Annotated in this window: 13 protein-coding genes and 1 pseudogene; 11 read left to right on the top strand and 3 right to left on the bottom strand. The window is 53.3% G+C overall.

From position 1 onward, the window contains the following. Positions 1–14: 14 nt before the first annotated feature. The 4 genes from OK409_RS20610 to OK409_RS20595 all read left to right on the top strand — a co-directional run bounded on the left by OK409_RS20610 (position 15) and on the right by OK409_RS20595 (position 3,675). Positions 15–563 (top strand): sigma-70 family RNA polymerase sigma factor, encoded by a 549-nt coding sequence (locus OK409_RS20610; RefSeq protein ID WP_033768880.1) that lies wholly within the window; start codon positions 15–17, stop codon positions 561–563. Further along, entirely contained in the window at positions 560–1,237 is a 678-nt protein-coding gene (locus tag OK409_RS20605) for an anti-sigma factor domain-containing protein (RefSeq protein WP_264367444.1), read from the top strand. Before OK409_RS20610 ends, OK409_RS20605 begins: the two co-directional genes overlap by 4 nt. 114 nt (positions 1,238–1,351) lie before the next feature. After that, positions 1,352–1,792: a GNAT family N-acetyltransferase gene (locus OK409_RS20600; RefSeq protein WP_264367443.1), complete on the top strand. Its 441-nt coding sequence runs from the start codon at positions 1,352–1,354 to the stop codon at positions 1,790–1,792. A 458-nt stretch (positions 1,793–2,250) separates the two neighbouring features. Further along, entirely contained in the window at positions 2,251–3,675 is a 1,425-nt protein-coding gene (locus OK409_RS20595; protein ID WP_264367442.1) for an alpha,alpha-trehalose-phosphate synthase (UDP-forming), read from the top strand. Positions 3,676–3,872: 197 nt separating this feature from the next. On the opposite strand, the gene OK409_RS20590 is transcribed toward OK409_RS20595, so the two are convergent. Continuing rightward, positions 3,873–4,799 (bottom strand): LysR family transcriptional regulator, encoded by a 927-nt coding sequence (locus OK409_RS20590; RefSeq protein WP_187511050.1) that lies wholly within the window; start codon positions 4,797–4,799, stop codon positions 3,873–3,875. Between the two features lie 81 nt (positions 4,800–4,880). Between OK409_RS20590 and OK409_RS20585 the strand changes: the two genes are divergently transcribed. Further along, positions 4,881–5,834: an MBL fold metallo-hydrolase gene (locus tag OK409_RS20585; protein WP_264367441.1), complete on the top strand. Its 954-nt coding sequence runs from the start codon at positions 4,881–4,883 to the stop codon at positions 5,832–5,834. 86 nt (positions 5,835–5,920) lie between these two features. Here the strand turns inward: OK409_RS20585 and OK409_RS20580 are convergent, their stop codons facing one another. After that, positions 5,921–7,903, bottom strand: a complete 1,983-nt coding sequence (locus OK409_RS20580) for a sigma-54-dependent Fis family transcriptional regulator (RefSeq protein WP_264367440.1) — start codon at positions 7,901–7,903, stop codon at positions 5,921–5,923. Positions 7,904–8,089: 186 nt separating this feature from the next. Here OK409_RS20580 and OK409_RS20575 point away from each other — a divergent pair, with 186 nt between their 5' ends. The 4 genes and pseudogenes from OK409_RS20575 (at position 8,090) to OK409_RS20560 (ending at position 12,355) form a co-directional block, all read left to right on the top strand. Further along, on the top strand, positions 8,090–9,538 hold the full coding sequence (locus OK409_RS20575; RefSeq protein ID WP_264367439.1) for a sugar porter family MFS transporter: 1,449 nt from the start codon (positions 8,090–8,092) through the stop codon (positions 9,536–9,538). A gap of 12 nt (positions 9,539–9,550) precedes the next feature. Further along, a complete protein-coding gene (locus tag OK409_RS20570; RefSeq protein ID WP_264367438.1) occupies positions 9,551–10,564 on the top strand; it encodes a Gfo/Idh/MocA family oxidoreductase in 1,014 nt (337 codons plus the stop codon). After that, on the top strand, positions 10,564–11,343 hold the full coding sequence (locus tag OK409_RS20565) for a TIM barrel protein (protein WP_031591676.1): 780 nt from the start codon (positions 10,564–10,566) through the stop codon (positions 11,341–11,343). Before OK409_RS20570 ends, OK409_RS20565 begins: the two co-directional genes overlap by 1 nt. An 87-nt stretch (positions 11,344–11,430) precedes the next feature. Then, positions 11,431–12,355, top strand: a pseudogene (locus OK409_RS20560) (substrate-binding domain-containing protein). Between the two features lie 210 nt (positions 12,356–12,565). Here OK409_RS20560 and OK409_RS20555 read toward each other — a convergent pair. Further along, entirely contained in the window at positions 12,566–13,492 is a 927-nt protein-coding gene (locus OK409_RS20555) for a LysR family transcriptional regulator (RefSeq protein ID WP_264367437.1), read from the bottom strand. A 192-nt stretch (positions 13,493–13,684) separates the two neighbouring features. Between OK409_RS20555 and OK409_RS20550 the strand changes: the two genes are divergently transcribed. Next, the gene (locus tag OK409_RS20550; RefSeq protein WP_264367436.1) at positions 13,685–14,848 is read left to right on the top strand and encodes a mandelate racemase/muconate lactonizing enzyme family protein; all 1,164 of its coding nucleotides are present in this window, start codon (positions 13,685–13,687) and stop codon (positions 14,846–14,848) included. Between the two features lie 482 nt (positions 14,849–15,330). Then, positions 15,331–16,674 carry an MFS transporter gene (locus tag OK409_RS20545; RefSeq protein ID WP_264367435.1) on the top strand — a complete coding sequence of 448 codons (1,344 nt, stop codon included), beginning with the start codon at positions 15,331–15,333 and terminating at the stop codon, positions 16,672–16,674. Positions 16,675–16,790 lie beyond the last annotated feature (116 nt).

Raw genomic sequence — 16,790 nt, 5'->3', positions numbered from 1 at the left:
TCACAGGGAAGCCGATGACAAAAAATGTGCCCCATATTCAGGCCGGTTTAATGAATCAGATAGCCGTCGGTGATAAAGCTGCTCTTGAGCAGCTTTACCGCGTTCTGTCGCCCCGACTCTATGGGATCATCCTGCGGATGGTGAGACGCCGGGACTGGGCAGAAGAGATCCTGCACGATACGTTTATTCAAATCTGGCAGTCGGCTAACTATTACGACGATAAGCGCAGTGAGCCGCATATCTGGCTCAGTCACATCGCCAGAAATCGGGCGATTGATTTCCTCCGTAAACATGAAAACAGAAGCTGTTCCGTGGATGAGATCAGTGAAGCGGAAGCGGGTTTCCAGACGCCACTTCCTGCCGATGCGAGTCATGCGGAGGCGCGTCGCCTTCAGCACTGCATGGCGCACTTACCCTCTGAGCAGCGACAAAGCATTTCGCTTGCCTATTATCGTGGCCTCTCACAGAGTGAGATTGCGCTCTCAATGAGTCAGCCTGAAGGGACGGTGAAAAGCTGGATCCGTCGCGCGTTAACCCATCTTCGGGAGTGCATAGGCCTATGACCGGTCAGGAACAACATGATCTTACTGCGGCGGAATATGTGCTCGGCCTTACCGACGATGTGACACGTCATCGGCTGGATAAACGCCTCAATGACGATTCAGTATTTGCTGCAGAGGTGCTGCACTGGCAGAAAGCGTTCAGCGGCATTGACCTGCTCACTCACGCCGTTATCCCGCCTTCTGCGGTCTGGCAGCAGATTGAGCAGGATCTTGGCCCGAATACTGGCGTTTCTGGCACGACATCAATCCGCAGGCATCCTGGCTTCTGGCTCGGCTGGGGCCTGGCGGCGGCAATGGCTGGCATCCTCATTTTTACCCATTTAAGCAAGCCGGATGCCCCACAGTCTCTGCAGCCGATTGCGGTACTCAGCGGCGCACAGCCCGATGCACAGTTTGTGGTGAATCTGGATAAGTCAGCTTCACTCCTTCAGGTTTCGGCACTGAACATCACGCTGCCGGAGAATAAAAACCTGCAGCTCTGGCTGATCAGGGGCAGTGCTCCGCCACAATCTCTGGGGTTGATCAATCACCGCGACAGTAATGTTTTCCGGTTACCGCCTGGCGAGTTAGATAATCAGACGGTACTGGCGGTGAGTCTGGAGCCGGTGGGAGGGTCTACGCTCAGCGGGCCGTCCGGTCCGGTGATTTTCCAGGGCAAAGTCACGTTGCTTTAATCTTCAGGACGCGGGTTCTCGGGCCGGGATTAAGCGGCAAAGGGGAGTGGATGGCTTTTCCAATGGCAAACCTCATCCTCTTGCCTTAACCAAATCAGGGGGAATGACAAAAGAATGGAAATCAGAGCGGCGTTGGAGTCTGATGCGGCAGGCATCAGTGAGCTGATACAGCTTGTGTCTGTGCAATGTAATTTTTCAGAGACAGAGCCCTGTCCGCAATGGTTCATCGAGAGCACAAAACCCGATGTGCTTCAGCCGTTGATTGTTTCAGATGACTATCTCTGGCTGATTGCCGTGGAAAGAGGTGAGGTGACAGGCGTACTCACCCTTTTCGAAGGCAATTTAGTTAAATACCTTTTTGTACATCCGAAATGTCAGCGAAAAGGGGTAGCGAGGGCACTCTGGCAGCGGGCGATTCCCGAACTGCGTTCAGAAATCAGCGTACGGTCTTCACTCTTTGCCATCCCTTTTTATGAGAAAAGGGAATTTAAAAAAGTCGGTGAGGTGAAATTTTTTAACGGTGTATCATTCCAGACAATGATCGCTCAGCTCTGAATTAAAAAAGAGATTTTAAGTTCTCTGTTTCTGCAATAAAACGGCCCGGCCACGCATTTATCAAACCAGCTTTGAGGGTGAGCGGAACCGGGCCAACCCGCCTTCTTTATTTATACCCGCGTATATTCCCTGTATTGAACTCACTGACTTTTTGCGCCATCGCTGTCCGCTAATGCTATATCGGACGCGTGATTTGCAGCGTTTTTACACTTCATCAGCCTCTTTTTACGCCTTTTTTACAGGCCGTTCGGTTTAATTAAAGACATCAGGCGTTTACGTGACAACGTTACACGATGGCAGTCACAACCCGATTTACGCAAAAAGCGTCTGCAGGCATTAAGTGGACGGGGTGCACATTCATGAGTGGTTTTCTCCAGTTTATTATCCGACCTCCGATTAACAGCCGCTGGCTGCCAGGCACTGTTGCCTCTCCGCAGCGGGTTCTTAAGGAATACTGTATGTCAGGCCTTATCCTTGTTTCGCATAATCAATGTCAACGATCGACGCTTAATGCAATTTATGACGGCATACTTTCCCGTCAGGGAGGCGTCTGGATTAGCTGGGATGGTGAAAGCAGGGTGATGCCTCTGGATGCGTCAAGACCCTACGCCGTGCAGCAGATGAGCCAGTATGAAACCGTGACCTTCCCGTATACGCCGGGCGAGCTTAATGAGGGGTACCATAATTATATTCACAAAGGGCTCTGGCCTGTTTTTCATCAGCGTCCGGACATAGCCCGTTTTTCCGCCAGCGGCTATCAGGAATATAAAAACATCAATAAAGCCTATGCACGCGCCATCTGCGAAAATGCCACACCCGACGATGTTATCTGGATTCAGGATTATCATCTGCTAGGCTGTGCCACTTATCTTCGTGAAGAGGGGCTGACTAACTCAGTGGGTATTTTTCTGCATCAGCCTTTCCCGGCTGGCAGAATGTTTGAAACCATACCCGAATGGCGCTGGTTCACTGACTCTCTGTTATGTTGTGATCTGATTGGCTTTCAGACCGTGCAGGATATGAATAACTTCCTTGTCTGGCTGGAGAGCGAATTCCGTATAGAACGGCTGGAGGCGCAAAGCTTTCGTGTTCATGGCCGGATTATCAGGGTGGGTGTGTTTCCTGTCGGAATTGACCTTGACGATGTCCAGTCTCTGCGTGATAGCAACAGCTGTGCTTACATGGAAATGCAGTGCCGCGAAACCCTGCCCGAAAATACCGTGCTAAGCGGCGGCCATCTTGATGAGAGTTCAGGTCTGCCTTACCGAATCAGCACCCTGGAGGTGCTGCTGCGAAAACATGATTGCTACCAGAAAAATATCACGCTGTTGCAGCTGGCGCCTCCGGCAGCCGGACACGCACATGATGCGTCAGAACTCGGTCACGCTCTGGAAGCACTGTGCGGGGAACTTAATGGCGTGCATGGCACAATGAACTGGTATCCGGTGAACTATCTGACTCATGGTTACAGCCGGGAAGAGCAGGCCGGTATCTATCGTGCCTCACGCGTTGCGCTGGTGACGCCGTTGATGGCAGGCATGAGCCTGATGGCCAAAATGTATATCGCCTTACAGGACCCGAAAAAACCCGGGGTGCTTATCCTCTCGCAGTTTGCCGGTGCAGCCGGGCAGATGGAGGGTGCCATCATCGTCAATCCTTATGATCCTGATGCAATGGCCAGTGCGGTACATCGCGCATTGCAGATGCCGTTACACGAACGGCGGTCTCTGCATGCCCGTCTGATGAAGGGACTGCATATGCAGAACAGCCATCACTGGGCTGAGTCATTTTTGCGCATGCTGAACGCTGAGCCAGCAGCCCCGGAAGCCTTGCCGTCGCCTGCCTTTTTTCCGCACCTGAGCAGTAGCCGGGCGAGGTACTGAGGTTTATAGGTTAAAACGGCGATTTAAAAGGGATGGTGTGGACTTCAAACAGCATCACGCGGATAGAGAACAGGGCAGGTAAAACTTTTACCTGCTTATTCATGGGCTCTTTGAGTTTGCGCTCAATAACATGAGGTTAAGGTCCTCATCGAACGAAGGTGTCACTACAGGTCTTAGCTTCCCATGAGAGCAGCTATTCAGGTTCGTTCTGTCATCACGCTACGCAGTTCCTCCCTGAGCCAGCGCAGTGACAAATCGTTATCAAACCGTTTATGCCAGAGCAGTGACAGGGCTATTTCCGGTGTTTCAACGGGAACGGGGCTACAGCATAAACCGTAATGCGTCACCCACTCATCCGATAGCCCGGCGGGAACGGTGGCTAACGCGGGTGCGCGCGCCAGCAGCGGAGGCAGAGAGGAAAAATGTGGCGTCACGTAGCGAATCGAACGGGCCTTTCCTGATGCCGCAAGCTGGTCATCGATGGCGCTCCAGTTCGCCCCGCGATAGGAAACCAGCAGATGGTCATGCGCCACATAATCCTCCAGCGTCAGCGGTGCACGCAACGAAAGCTGTTCCGGGTGCCACAACGTACAAAAGTTGTGTGACACAATTTTCTCGCGCTGGAGCGTGGCGGGTGTGCTCTCGCCAACCGAAATGGCAAGATCGATCTCTCCGCGCGCGACCAGCTCCGCATCCCGGAAGGGATCGCTGGCCGTAACCTGAAGCGTCACGCCGGGAGCGGTGCGCGTGATGCGCGCATACAGTCCCGGCATCAGCCAGCGTTCAACCCAGTCGCTCATCCCCAGCCGAAAAACATGTGTCGCCTCAGAAGGCGTGAAGGATGCTGGCTGAAACAATACGTTCTGCATCTGTGCCATTAACGGGCCCAGCTCAGCGATCAGCGCTTCAGCACGCGGGGTAGGCTCCATGCCTTTCGCCGTGCGCACAAACAGTGGATCGCTGAACATGACCCGCAACCGGGCCAGTGCATTACTGACTGCTGGCTGACCCAGATGCAGCTTTTCTGCTGCACGCGACACGCTGCCTTCCCGCTTCAGAACCAACAACACCGTCAGTAAATTCAGGTCGATTCGATGAAAATCATTTTCTCTGATAGTGAGCATCAGTTTAATCAATTTGAGTGATACAGGTTGCGTAATGATACTGCCCACCACGTTGTGATGAAACTTTCTGGAGAGATATTTATGAAAATTTTACTGATGCTGGTGGCTTCTCTTATCGCGTTCAGTCCGGTCTATGCTGCCGAACAGACCTCTGTACGGGATCAGCAAGCTCCGGGTTATTACCGGATGACATTGGGGAAATTACGCATTACCGCGGTTTCCGACGGCACGGTAACCGTTCCCCTGAATAAATTACTGACTAACATTTCGCCTGAAAAACTAAACCATGCAATGGCCAGAGATTCGATGACGCCGCAGGCCGAAACATCAATCAATGCCTTCGTTATCGATGATGGTAAAAAGCGCATTTTAATCGACACCGGGGCCGGTGAGCTTTTTGGACACAATGGCGGACATCTGCTGACTAATCTGGCCGCCGCTGGCTATCCGGCAGAGTCGATCGATGCCGTACTCTTAACCCATATTCATGCCGATCATTCAGGCGGTGTTTCACGCGCGGGCAAGCCTGCTTTTCCAAAGGCCGAAGTGTTCGTGGATAAGCGGGATGTCGATTTCTGGCTTAATCCGGCTAACGTCAGCAGGGTAGAGACCAGTCAGGCCCATACCTTTGCAGAATCTGAACGGACTCTTCGCCCGGTCATCAATGCTGGCCTGCTTAAAACGTTTATGGCACCAGCCACATTACCGGGGGGAATCCGTGCAGAGTCGACAGCCGGCCACACGCCGGGCAGCGTACTTTATCGGGTAGAGAGTGAAGGACAGTCCCTGGTGCTGTGGGGAGATATCATCCATGCCAAAGCGGTGCAAATGCCCGATCCTGAAGTAGCCATCCATTTTGATGTGAATCAGAAGCAGGCTATCACTACACGTGAAAGGGTACTGAAACAGGCTGCAGATCAGGGCTACTGGGTGGCTGCGGCGCATATCGCCTTCCCGGGCCTGGGCCATGTTCAGCATGAAGGTAACGCTTATCGCTGGGTACCTGCTAATTACACCACGCAGCTCGGGCAGTAAGGTTTTTTAATTTAGCGGCAAGCGGAACGGCATCATCGCTCTCTGCTAATCGCCGGACGTCAGCTGTTCTGGTGTTATGCCGCTAATCATTCAGGTCGTCGCAGCAAATCAGGCACATTTTTTCTGAAAGCACGGTAGTCGATTTTCCAGGCATTCAGCTTGTTGTATAACGCCGTTCGTGAGATCCCCAGCAGTTGCGCCGACTGCCGCAGATTTCCCTGTTGTTCACTGACAATCTGTAAAATATGCATGCGCTCCAGGTTGTGCAGTGAGGATGGCATATCCCCGGCAACCTCATTCATTGAGACTTTCTGCAGCGATTCGGGCAAATCGGTTCGGGTAATCTCTAGCCCTTCACTCAGATTGACCACACGCTCGATCACATTTTCCAGTTCCCGAACGTTTCCCGGCCAGTTCCAGGATTGCAGACATGCCATTGCGTCTGGCGCGACCACCGGCGGAATACGCTTCAGACGCGTGCAGAGTGCCTGAATAAAAATGTTAACCAGCTCCGGAATATCTTCGCGACGATCACGCAGCGGCGGGATCTCCAGTGAAATCACATTCAGGCGGTAATAGAGATCGCGCCGGAATGCGTTTTTCTCAACGGCTTCAGGCAGATTACAGTGGGTAGCCACAATAATACGCACATTCACTTTAACGGGCTGCGCTGCGCCGATACGCAGCACTTCGCTCTCCTGCAAAACACGCAACAGGCTGGTTTGCGCTTCGAGCGGCATCTCACCTATCTCATCAAGGAACAGGGTGCCGCCGTCAGCCAGTTCAAACTTGCCCGCTGAACCGCCACGACGCGAACCGGTGAAGGCGCCATCGGCATAGCCAAACAGTTCGCTTTGCACCAGGTCGCGCGGTATTGCGCCGCAGTTCAGGGCGATAAACGCTTCATGCTGGCGGGGACTGGCATTATGAATGGCCTGAGCAAACAACTCTTTGCCGGTCCCGCTTTCGCCGCTGAGTAGCACCGTGCTGTCGGTGCGGCTGCTGACGCGTGCCTTATGGATCGCCTGCTGCAGGGGCGGCGAGTGGCCGCGGATCATTTCAAAGGTGTAACTGGCGTTTACGCCCATTACCCGCCGTGTAATGGCGCGGATACGTTGATTTTCACGCAGTGACAGCACGCGTCCACCATCCGGTGCGGGCATTAAAGATATCAGGCAGGATAGGGGATCAAGGCCTTCCGGCCTGAACTGCAGCTCAAGGTCATTGCAAAAAGGCATCGTCAGCAACGATCCGCCCTGCGGTTGCAGCAGTGCGTCAATGGGGGTGTCGTGTGGATCCAGCCCGCTGAAAATCTGGCGTGCATAGCGGTTAAGGGTTTTGATGCGGCCCTGTTTATCACAGACAATGACGCCCTCATTCAGCGTCTCCAGAATGGACTGCTGTTCAGCCAGCAGGCGTCGAAGCGTCAGCTGCTGCCCGACAGCTTCTGCCGCCGCCTGGACCGTTCCCAGAGTATGGGCATTAAAATTCTCCGGCGTGGCGGTCAGGGTCAGCACACCAACCAGCTGGCCGCTGTCATCGCGGACCGGTGCCGCCGCGCACTGTCGGCGGCGTTTACGCAGATCAAACTTCCAGTTCTCACCGCTCAGCACGTACACCAGCCGCTGTTCAATCAGGCAGCGCGCGGTACAGTTAGTGCCCAGTACCTCTTCACGCAGGATACTGCCGACGGGTGTCAGGTCGGCACCGCAAAAATGCAGCGTCACGCCCTGCGCGTCGGTAAGGTTAATGTGACCGTCCGGATTATAGGCGAGCAAATTTTCCATAATGCTACGCGCCACAAGAATCAGTTCGGCATTGTTCTCAAGAATCGCAGTCAGCTCACTGTCCGGCGGGGCGGTATAGATAAAGCGGTGTGGATCAATACCGTACTGCTGCGAACGCTGCCATGAATGCAAAATACTCTGTCGCAGCGCGGGTGGCTGTTCGCCCCGGGTAAAGCTCTGCCAGCTCTGCCACAACAGCGCGTCCCAGCTGTCAGCATCCTCTCTATCCGGCAGGCTGAAAATCGCATCGCTCTCATCTCTTAATAACCGTTGCTGATTCACCGGCCATTCCCTTCAGGTTAAATGTCCATTTTATTGACATGTGAAGTTGACATGTAAACTTTGTTGCCGATTTGTGATCAGATACCGTGCCCATGCTCACAAAATTTCCCGTATTTTGGTTGGCATCTCCTTTGCAATGGTTGATGCCGTGATGTGAATCAAACAAGCCAAGGGAAATAAGTTGTTATGCGCAAACATAATTTACGCCTGATTCTGTTTATCTGTGCCATTGCCTCACTCAGTGGCGTGATTCTGGGTTATGACGCTTCAGTGATTTCCGGCGTTATCGATCCGCTGACAGAACATCTGAATTTAACGCCCTGGGAAAGTGGCTGGGCAGTATCAAATGTCATTCTCGGCTGCATCGCTGGCGCATGGGGCGTTGGCTTCATTTCAGATCGTATCGGCCGCAAATCGACACTAATCGTCACCGCCATACTCTTTGTGCTCTCTGCGGTGGGCGCGGCGCTGGCCAGTTCTTTGACAGATTTTGTTATCTGGCGACTGATCGGCGGGCTGGCGGTCGGGATGGCCTCTGCGATTACGCCGCTTTATATCGCGGAAGTTTCACCGAAAGACTGGCGGGGCCGCATGCTCGGCCTGCAACAGATGCTGATGGTCGGCGGACAGGTGGCGGTTTATATCGTGAATTACCTGATAGCACGCGGTATGCCACATCAGTGGATTGTCAGTGAAGGCTGGCGCTGGATGCTGGCCTCTGGCGTGGTGCCCTGTGCGCTATTCCTGCTGCTGGTACCATTTATGCCTGAGTCGCCGCGCTGGCTGGCGCTGAACGGTAAAAAAGATCGCGCCCTCGACGTGCTGACCCGTCTTTCGAATGCGCAGCACGCCGAGCGACTGTTACAGGAGATCCTGACATCGAGTCAGCATGATAACGCCCGGACCAGCCAGCGCGGCATCCTGCGGGACGCGCGGGCACGCTATATCCTGCTGGTTGTCTGTGCCATTGCCATTTTGCAGCAGATCTCCGGTATCAACATCCTGCTCTATTACGCGCCGTCACTTTTACAAAACATCACCGGCAGTACCCAGTCTTCCCTGTTTCACAGCATCTTCCTTGGCCTTGCGCTGCTGGCTGGCGTGGCCGTTTGTCTGAGTACCATCGATCGTCTGGGCCGGACGCTGCTGCTGCGCTGGGGGGCACTGGGATGTGCGCTCTCTATGGTCTTCACCGCCTGGGCATTTATCGCCGATGCTGGTGGATTGCTGCCGGTGATTGGGCTGTTAGCCTTCGTACTGATATTTGGCCTTTCCTGGAGCCTGGGTGCCTGGCTGCTGATCTCTGAAATCTTTCCTAATCGTATTCGTGCCGTGGCGATGGGCTTTGCGTTTGCCTCAATGTACGTCGCGAATTTTATCGTTACCCAAAGCTTCCCGATGATGAACCGCAGCCGGGTGCTGATGGAACACTTTCATGGTGCCTTCCCGCTGATGTTGTGTGCGGTGGGATCGCTTATCGCGTTCTGGTTTGTCCGCCGCTTTTTACCGGAAACCCGGGGCGTTTCACTTGAGCATATTGAGCCACTGATGCTCTCCAAATCCCGTCGTTTCGCGGCTGATGCGCAACGATCTGATCAACACCCGTCCTCGCCCGCCTGGGCTAAAGCGAAATAATAAGGAGTTTTTATGAACCATCAAACAGTGCGTGTGGGTTTAATTGGCGCAGGCCGCATGGGCAGTTTTCATGCCGAAAATCTGGCCTGGCGCGTGCCTGGCGCCACCCTGGCAGCCGTGGCCGATCCGTTCCCTGGCGCGGCGGAAAAGCTCGCCAGCCGGCTTGGGGTCAGCAAAGCGCACAGCGATCTGCATGCGCTGCTGCAGGATGATGAAATTGACGCCATTGCGATTGCGGCTCCTGCCCGGACACATGCAGAGTGGGTGATCGCTGCGGCCAATGCCGGCAAACATGTGTTCTGTGAAAAGCCGATGGCTGTGACGCTGGAGGAGGCCGATCGCGCTATCGCGGCGGCAAAACAGGCAGGTGTTGTGTTACAGGTAGGCTTTAATCGCCGCTTTGATTCCGGCTTTGCAGCGGCGATTGCGGCGGTGAAAAACGGCGAGAATGGGTCGACGCAGCTCAGCCGATCTGTAACCCGTGACCCGGGCCTGAACGATCCCGCCCCGATTCCGCAGTGGACAATTTTCCTTGAAACCCTCATTCACGATTTTGACACCCTGCTGCACTTCAATCACGGCGCGAAGCCGGTTGAAGTCTATGCGCTGGCAGATGCACTGGTGCGGCCAGATTTCAAAGATAAAGGTCTGCTGGATACCTCGGTTGTCACTATTCGCTTTGATAACGGCGCCATCGCGATTGCTGAGGCTAACTTTCAGGCGGTGTATGGCTACGACGTGCGTGGCGAGGTCTTTGGCAGTAAAGGCATGCTTCAGGCGGGCCACATCAATGCCAATCACTGCGTGCGTTACACCGCCAGCGGAATTGCGGTGGATACGTCACGACTGGATTCAGATCTGCTGCGCGAAGCGTACGTGGCAGAAATGAGTGAGTTTGCCCGCTGTATCCGCAGCGGTGAAACGCCCCGCGCCACCGGCGAAGACGCGCGAAACGCGCTGGAAATCGCGCTGGCCTGTATCGAATCCGTGCAGCGCAACCTGCCCGTTAAGCTGGGAGTTCGCTGATGGCCGGTTATCAACTTTCCGTATGCGCTGAAATGGTATTTCTGGAACTGCCGTTTGTTGAGCGCGTAAAACGCATTCATGAACTGGGTTTTGGCGTCGAAATCTGGGGATGGGCCAGCAAGGATATCGATGCGCTGGTCGCGACCGGTGCACGCTTTACCTCTATGACTGGTTATCTGAGCGGTAATCTGACGGATGAGACGGAAATCCAGCAGCTGCTGCAAAGCGCTGAAGCGTCGCTGGCCGTAGCTGCACGTCTCGGCTGTCCGGTACTGAATCTGCATGGCACAGGGCTTGACGAACGCGGTCTGCCGGTAAAACCCGTGACAACGGTAACGGGCGCAATGTGGCTGAAGGCCGCCGATACGTTGCGGCAGGTTGCGCTTCTCGGCGAACGAGCCGGGCGGGTTTTCACCCTCGAAAACCTTAACCTGCCGGTCGATCATCCAGGCACACCCTTTGCCCTGGCGTCTGAGACGCTGGCGCTGGTCGAAGCGGTCAACAGCCCGGCGCTGAAGATGAATCTGGATCTCTACCATGCACAAATTGGCGAAGGCAATCTGATTGAACTGCTGCGGCGCTGCGGCTCCGCTATCGGAGAAATCCAGGTTGCCGATGTACCTGGCCGCCAGCAGCCGGGCACCGGGGAGATCAATTACCGTGCTATCGCCCGGACCCTACAGGAGATGGGTTACAGCGGCACAGTAGCCATGGAAGGCTGGGCCAGCGGCGATAGCACAGCGGCTATCCAGCAGTTCCGCGATCACTTTACGTTGTAAGCGCAGTGCGTCGGGTATCTGCCTGTTGCCCGACGCAAAATAAAGTTAATGAAAACAATAACAACCTCAACCCTACAGGAACACACTATGAACATCAGAAACCTCCTTCTTTGCCTATGCGTCCTGCTGTTTAGTGTCGGTGTCAACGCCAAAACCCTCACCGTTGGCGTCGCGCTGGCTAACTTCGATCTTAACTTTGTCTCTATTCTTCGCACCCGCATGCAACAGGAGCTGAAAGCCAGCCAGCTCAACAGCCAGTTTGTCGATGCGAAAGGTGATGTCGCGCTGCAGGTGCAGCAGGTAGATGACTTTATCAACCAGGGCGTAGACGCCATTATTCTTAATCCGGTCGATACCCAGGGCGTTTTACCGATGATCAACGCTGCAAAAAAGGCCGGTATTCCGCTGGTTTTTGTGAACCGGAAACCGGAAGTGAAATTGCCCGAAAACATGGCGTACGTCGGCTCTGATTCGGCGCTGGGTGGTGAAATGCAGATGGAAGCACTGGCAAAAAAAAATGAACTACAAAGGCAATGTGGCCATTCTGATGGGGGCACTGTCGAATGAAGAGGCACGTGAGCGCACCCGCGCTGTGGAAGCCGTTATCAGCAAATATAAGAACATGAAAGTCATTGAGAAACAGACGGCGAAATGGCAGCGCAATGAAGCGGTAGATGTCGTGTCAGGCTGGCTGCTGAATCAGCGTCCGATTGATGCCATCGCCGCAAATAACGATGAGATGGCAATCGGTGCCATCATGGCGTTAAGCCAGGCGAAGAATGAAAAAATTCTTGTGGCCGGTATCGACGGAACACCGGACGGTCAGCAGTTCATTAAAAACGGCAAGATGGCGCTGACTATTTTTCAGGATGCCAGAGGCCAGGCTACGGGTGCAGTTCAGGTGACCAAAGCACTGCTGGATAAGAAGAAAGTTGAGACGCTTAACTGGGTGCCTTATAAGCTGATTACGCCTGAGAATTACCAAAGCTTCTCTGCTGAGAATGCAGGATAATTTCTGGTTCAGAAATAACGTTAACCTCTCCTGTTGTTCACATGAAAGTAAATGACCGCATCTGACAAAAACGGACATGCGCGCGAGTTCAGGACCGCTTTAATTAAAAACGGAAAGCTGGCGTGCATATATTGTCAGTTTGCGGTTCTGATGCGTTCTCGCTTTATTCATTTCAGATGCCGTCGCGATCAGCTCAAAATAGTTTGCCGCTCAGATTTGGCCATCCAAGAAAATTTCCCACAACGCTTCTACCGCGCGGGACATCCTCGCTGCGGGTCTGAACAACCGGATCTCTATGGGTATCCAGAGTGCGCTCTCCTTATTAGCTGCTACGGCAATCGAGCCAGCATCAACATCCGGCGCTGCCAGTGTTTCCGGCAGCCAGGCAACGCCATCTCCGGCTTTAACCATGGCGAGTAATGTGGCAGCAAGATCGGCCGTGAAGGCGATATCCATTCCACGTCTGGCCCGGTTAACCTGTGAGGTATTAGACAGGATGCGGCCCAGGCCGGACTCTGCAGAATAGGAGAGGAAAGGAAACTTTTTACCGCCTGACGCATGGAATATAGGCTCACGCGTTGTCGGATCGCATCGTGAATACGGCTGTAAAACTTCCCGTCCAAGCCGGACGCTGAGATATTTCGACTGATCGAGATGGATGTGCATATGAGGATGGTAATAAGAAAGCAGAAATTGCGCGTCACCTTTCTCAATCATGCGCTCGCAGGCACTTAATGTGTCAGACAGCAGGCGAAATGATCCGAAGCGGGCAATTTTTTCGTTGTTCCGCATCAGTGCCGGAAAAAAAGAAAATGACAGCGCGTGCGTGGCGGAAAAAATAACATCCGGCCTGGCTTCTCCTGCGGCCTCGATAGATTCACTTCTCAGTGTATAAAGCGCACGAATAAGTTCCGGCACCTGCTTGACGAAAACCTCTCCGGCGCGGGTCAGGTTGACGCCCCGACGATTTCTCTCAAAAATTGGCGTGCCAAGCCACTCTTCTAGCGAGACGATTCTGCGGCTGAATGCAGGCTGTGTCACATATCGTGAAGCTGCCGCACGGGAAAAATTGAGTGATTGCGCCAGCGCAATACAGTCTTCAAGCCAGGTTAACTCCAGGTGATGCCGATTTTGCATTACAGGCTGCCTCTTTGGCATTAGAACGGAACCCATGTACTGCTTAGGATAATAGCAGACAGAACAATCAGGTCCCTTAACACTACGCTACTTCATTGTGCCGATGAATGCCGATAAACAGATGGCATGACATAACTGATTGCGTAGGTATTTTAGTAAAACAGTCTTTGACTGAGAACTACCGGAGAGATCATGCGCATCCTTGATGTTTTAGAAATTACCAAACCCATTGCTTCCCCTATTCGTAATGCGTACATCGATTTCAGCAAGATGACGACAAGCCTTGTCGCCGTTGTGACCGATGTTGAAGTCGACGGGCACCGTGTAGTGGGATACGGATTTAACTCTAACGGCCGTTATGGCCAGGGGGGCCTCATCCGGGAACGCTTCCGTGACCGCATCCTGGAAGCCGATCCCGAAAGCCTGCTGAATGGCAAAGGTAACAACCTGGATCCGCATAAAGTCTGGGCTGTGATGATGAGCAACGAAAAGCCTGGCGGTCATGGCGAGCGTTCAGTTGCAGTGGGAACCCTGGACATGGCCATCTGGGATGCAACGGCAAAAATTGCAAACAAGCCGCTGTTCCGCCTGCTGGCCGAAATGAAGGGCGTTGAGGCTAATCCGCGCGTCTTCGTCTATGCGGCTGGGGGTTACTACTATCCGGGTAAAGACCTTGGCGCACTGCGACAGGAAATGCGCGGCTACCTGAACCGCGGCTATAACGTTGTGAAAATGAAAATCGGTGGTGCCTCTCTGGACGAAGACCGCCGCCGTATTGAGGCCGTACTGGAAGAAATCGGCAGCGAAGCGCGCCTCGCCGTTGATGCTAATGGTCGCTTTGATCTGGAAACCGGTATTGCCTACGCAAAAATGCTGCGTGAATTCCCGCTCATTTGGTACGAAGAGGTTGGCGATCCGCTCGATTATTCTCTGCAGGCAGCCCTGTCAGAGTTCTATCCAGGCGCAATGGCAACGGGCGAAAACCTCTTTTCTCATCAGGACGCGCGAAACCTGCTGCGGTATGGCGGTATGCGTCCGGATCGCGACTATCTGCAATTTGACTGCGCGCTCTCCTACGGTCTGGTTGAGTATCTGCGCACACTGGAAGTACTTAAGCAGTTTGGCTGGTCACCGTCACGCTGCATACCTCATGGCGGCCATCAGATGTCCCTGAATATCGCCGCAGGCCTCGGTCTGGGCGGTAACGAAAGCTATCCTGATCTGTTCCAGCCTTACGGCGGTTTCCCGGACTCGGTAAAAGTTGAAGATGGTCATATTATTATGCCGGAACTGCCGGGTATCGGATTCGAAGGCAAATCAGACCTTATTAAAGAAATGCGGGCGCTGGCTGAATAAGTTTTCGCTTACATTACGGCATATTTAATGTCAATGCGCCCCTCGTTAAGCCGAGGGGCTGCGGGAAAATATCAATCTCTTAATTAACCTGACGCCTCAGGCAGAATAAATTTATCTGAATCTGAGAGGAGAGGGCGTTAGTGAGCTGGCAAACGGTAGCATTGTTAATAATTTCTGTTTGAAGGGCTGGCTTTGATTCAAATACAACATCTTCTTGTGGGTATATCAGCCACCCGTTGAATTATCGATATTCAGATATGCTTGTCGGATTAAATATGCACTAGAAGTTTTTATAGATATCAGTCATTTAAAGCCAATCATGAATTCTGGAGTTTTGCTTGTTTATCTGCGCCTTTTATTTTCAGACTGCTCATTTTTCCGTTACATCCTTCGGGTAATGAATAAACATTTTGACTGATATTCAGATGGATTTGCAATCAGTATTTCTTCCCCCTGCCACAGTGTTAAATGAGGAAGTTATCATGAGTGAGAAAACTCTCAAGGGTAATGCGCTTATCGGAAATAAACGCTGGACAATCATATTACCTGCCGTATTCATCATGTATACCATTTCATTTTTTGATCGGGTGAATATAGGTATGGCGCTGCCCCATATAACAGCTGAAATGGGCCTGAGTCCTGTTGAAGCCGGCTGGCTTGGCGGCGCCTTTGCCTGGGGTTACGTCGCCACGCAATTTACCGCAGGATGGCTGGCTCTCCGTTTTGGATCACGGAAAATAATAGGTATCAGCCTGTTTCTGTTTGGGGCCTGCGCAATGCTTACCGGCCTGACGCGTAACTTCGGTGAACTGGTAGCGATCCGTTTCTTACTGGGCATCGCTGAAGGTCCAATTCAGGCCGCCACGGCCATGTTCCTTGCCCAGTGGTTTATGAAGCCTGAACGGGGGCGGGCATTCGGAATCTGGAATCTTAGCCTGGGTGCGGGCGCGTTTCTGGCCGGTCCGATATCTGGCTGGATCCTTGCACATCATAACTGGCGCATGATGATGGTGATTGAAGGTGCACCGGCCTGGCTGTTCTGCATCATCTGGTTTTATCTGGTACCCAAAAGTATTCAGGCCGCTGGCTGGCTGAGTGCCGAAGATCGGGATTATATCCAGAAAGACCTGGCCGCTGAGCAGTCAAACTACAGGAATGAGAAATCCGATCCCTGGTGGACCATTCTCAAAATACCGGCCCTCTGGCTGATGCTGATCGGCTACTCCCTGCATAGCATGCTCGCTTACGGTTTTACGCTCTGGTTGCCGACAGCTCTCAAAGGGTATGGCACGCTCAGTGAATTTATGGTTGGTCTCATCAGCGGGATGCCATTCCTGATGACGATGCTGGGCATCTGGTATATCACCCGGCGTTCAGATAAGTACAACCAGGAGCGACGACTGCATGCCGCTATTCCCACCGTCCTCTGTGGTGTGGCATTACTGGCTGCCGCTTTTGTGCCGCTGTCATATTACTGGGCTCAGATAGGTTTGTTCATGTTTGTCGGCCTGACAATGAAGATGCTGGTGCCGCTGGTTTACGTCAGGCTGACTGAAATCCTTCCGACAAAGAAAGCGGTTCCTGCGGTGGCTTTTGTCGGCGCATGCAGCAACTTCATTGGACAGTTTGGCGGCCCCCTTGTTGCCGGATACCTCAAGCATCTGGGTGGCGGCACTGATATGACGCTGGCATGGGGTGTTCTGGGGCTGTTCTCAATTGTGGGTGGCGTGCTGTTTGCCCTTGCCGTGGGACGTGAGGAACGCATCCGGGACTTCGGCAAGGCATTCTCTGTATCTGCACACAGAGCAGTATCAACACGTCAATAACAAAGCGAATCTTCACACGGGCATCGGACGCCCGATCGGGCAGGATGCGCGGATCAGCATTAAGCACTCTTGGGCACCTGTGGAATTATCATGCTCATCCCCGACGTGTATCTCTC

This window comes from Pantoea sp. RG18, assembly GCF_025910075.1.
Lineage (GTDB): Bacteria > Pseudomonadota > Gammaproteobacteria > Enterobacterales > Enterobacteriaceae > Pantoea > Pantoea agglomerans.
Note: the sequence above shows the minus strand (reverse complement) of the source record. Positions and strands in the feature narration are given on the sequence as shown.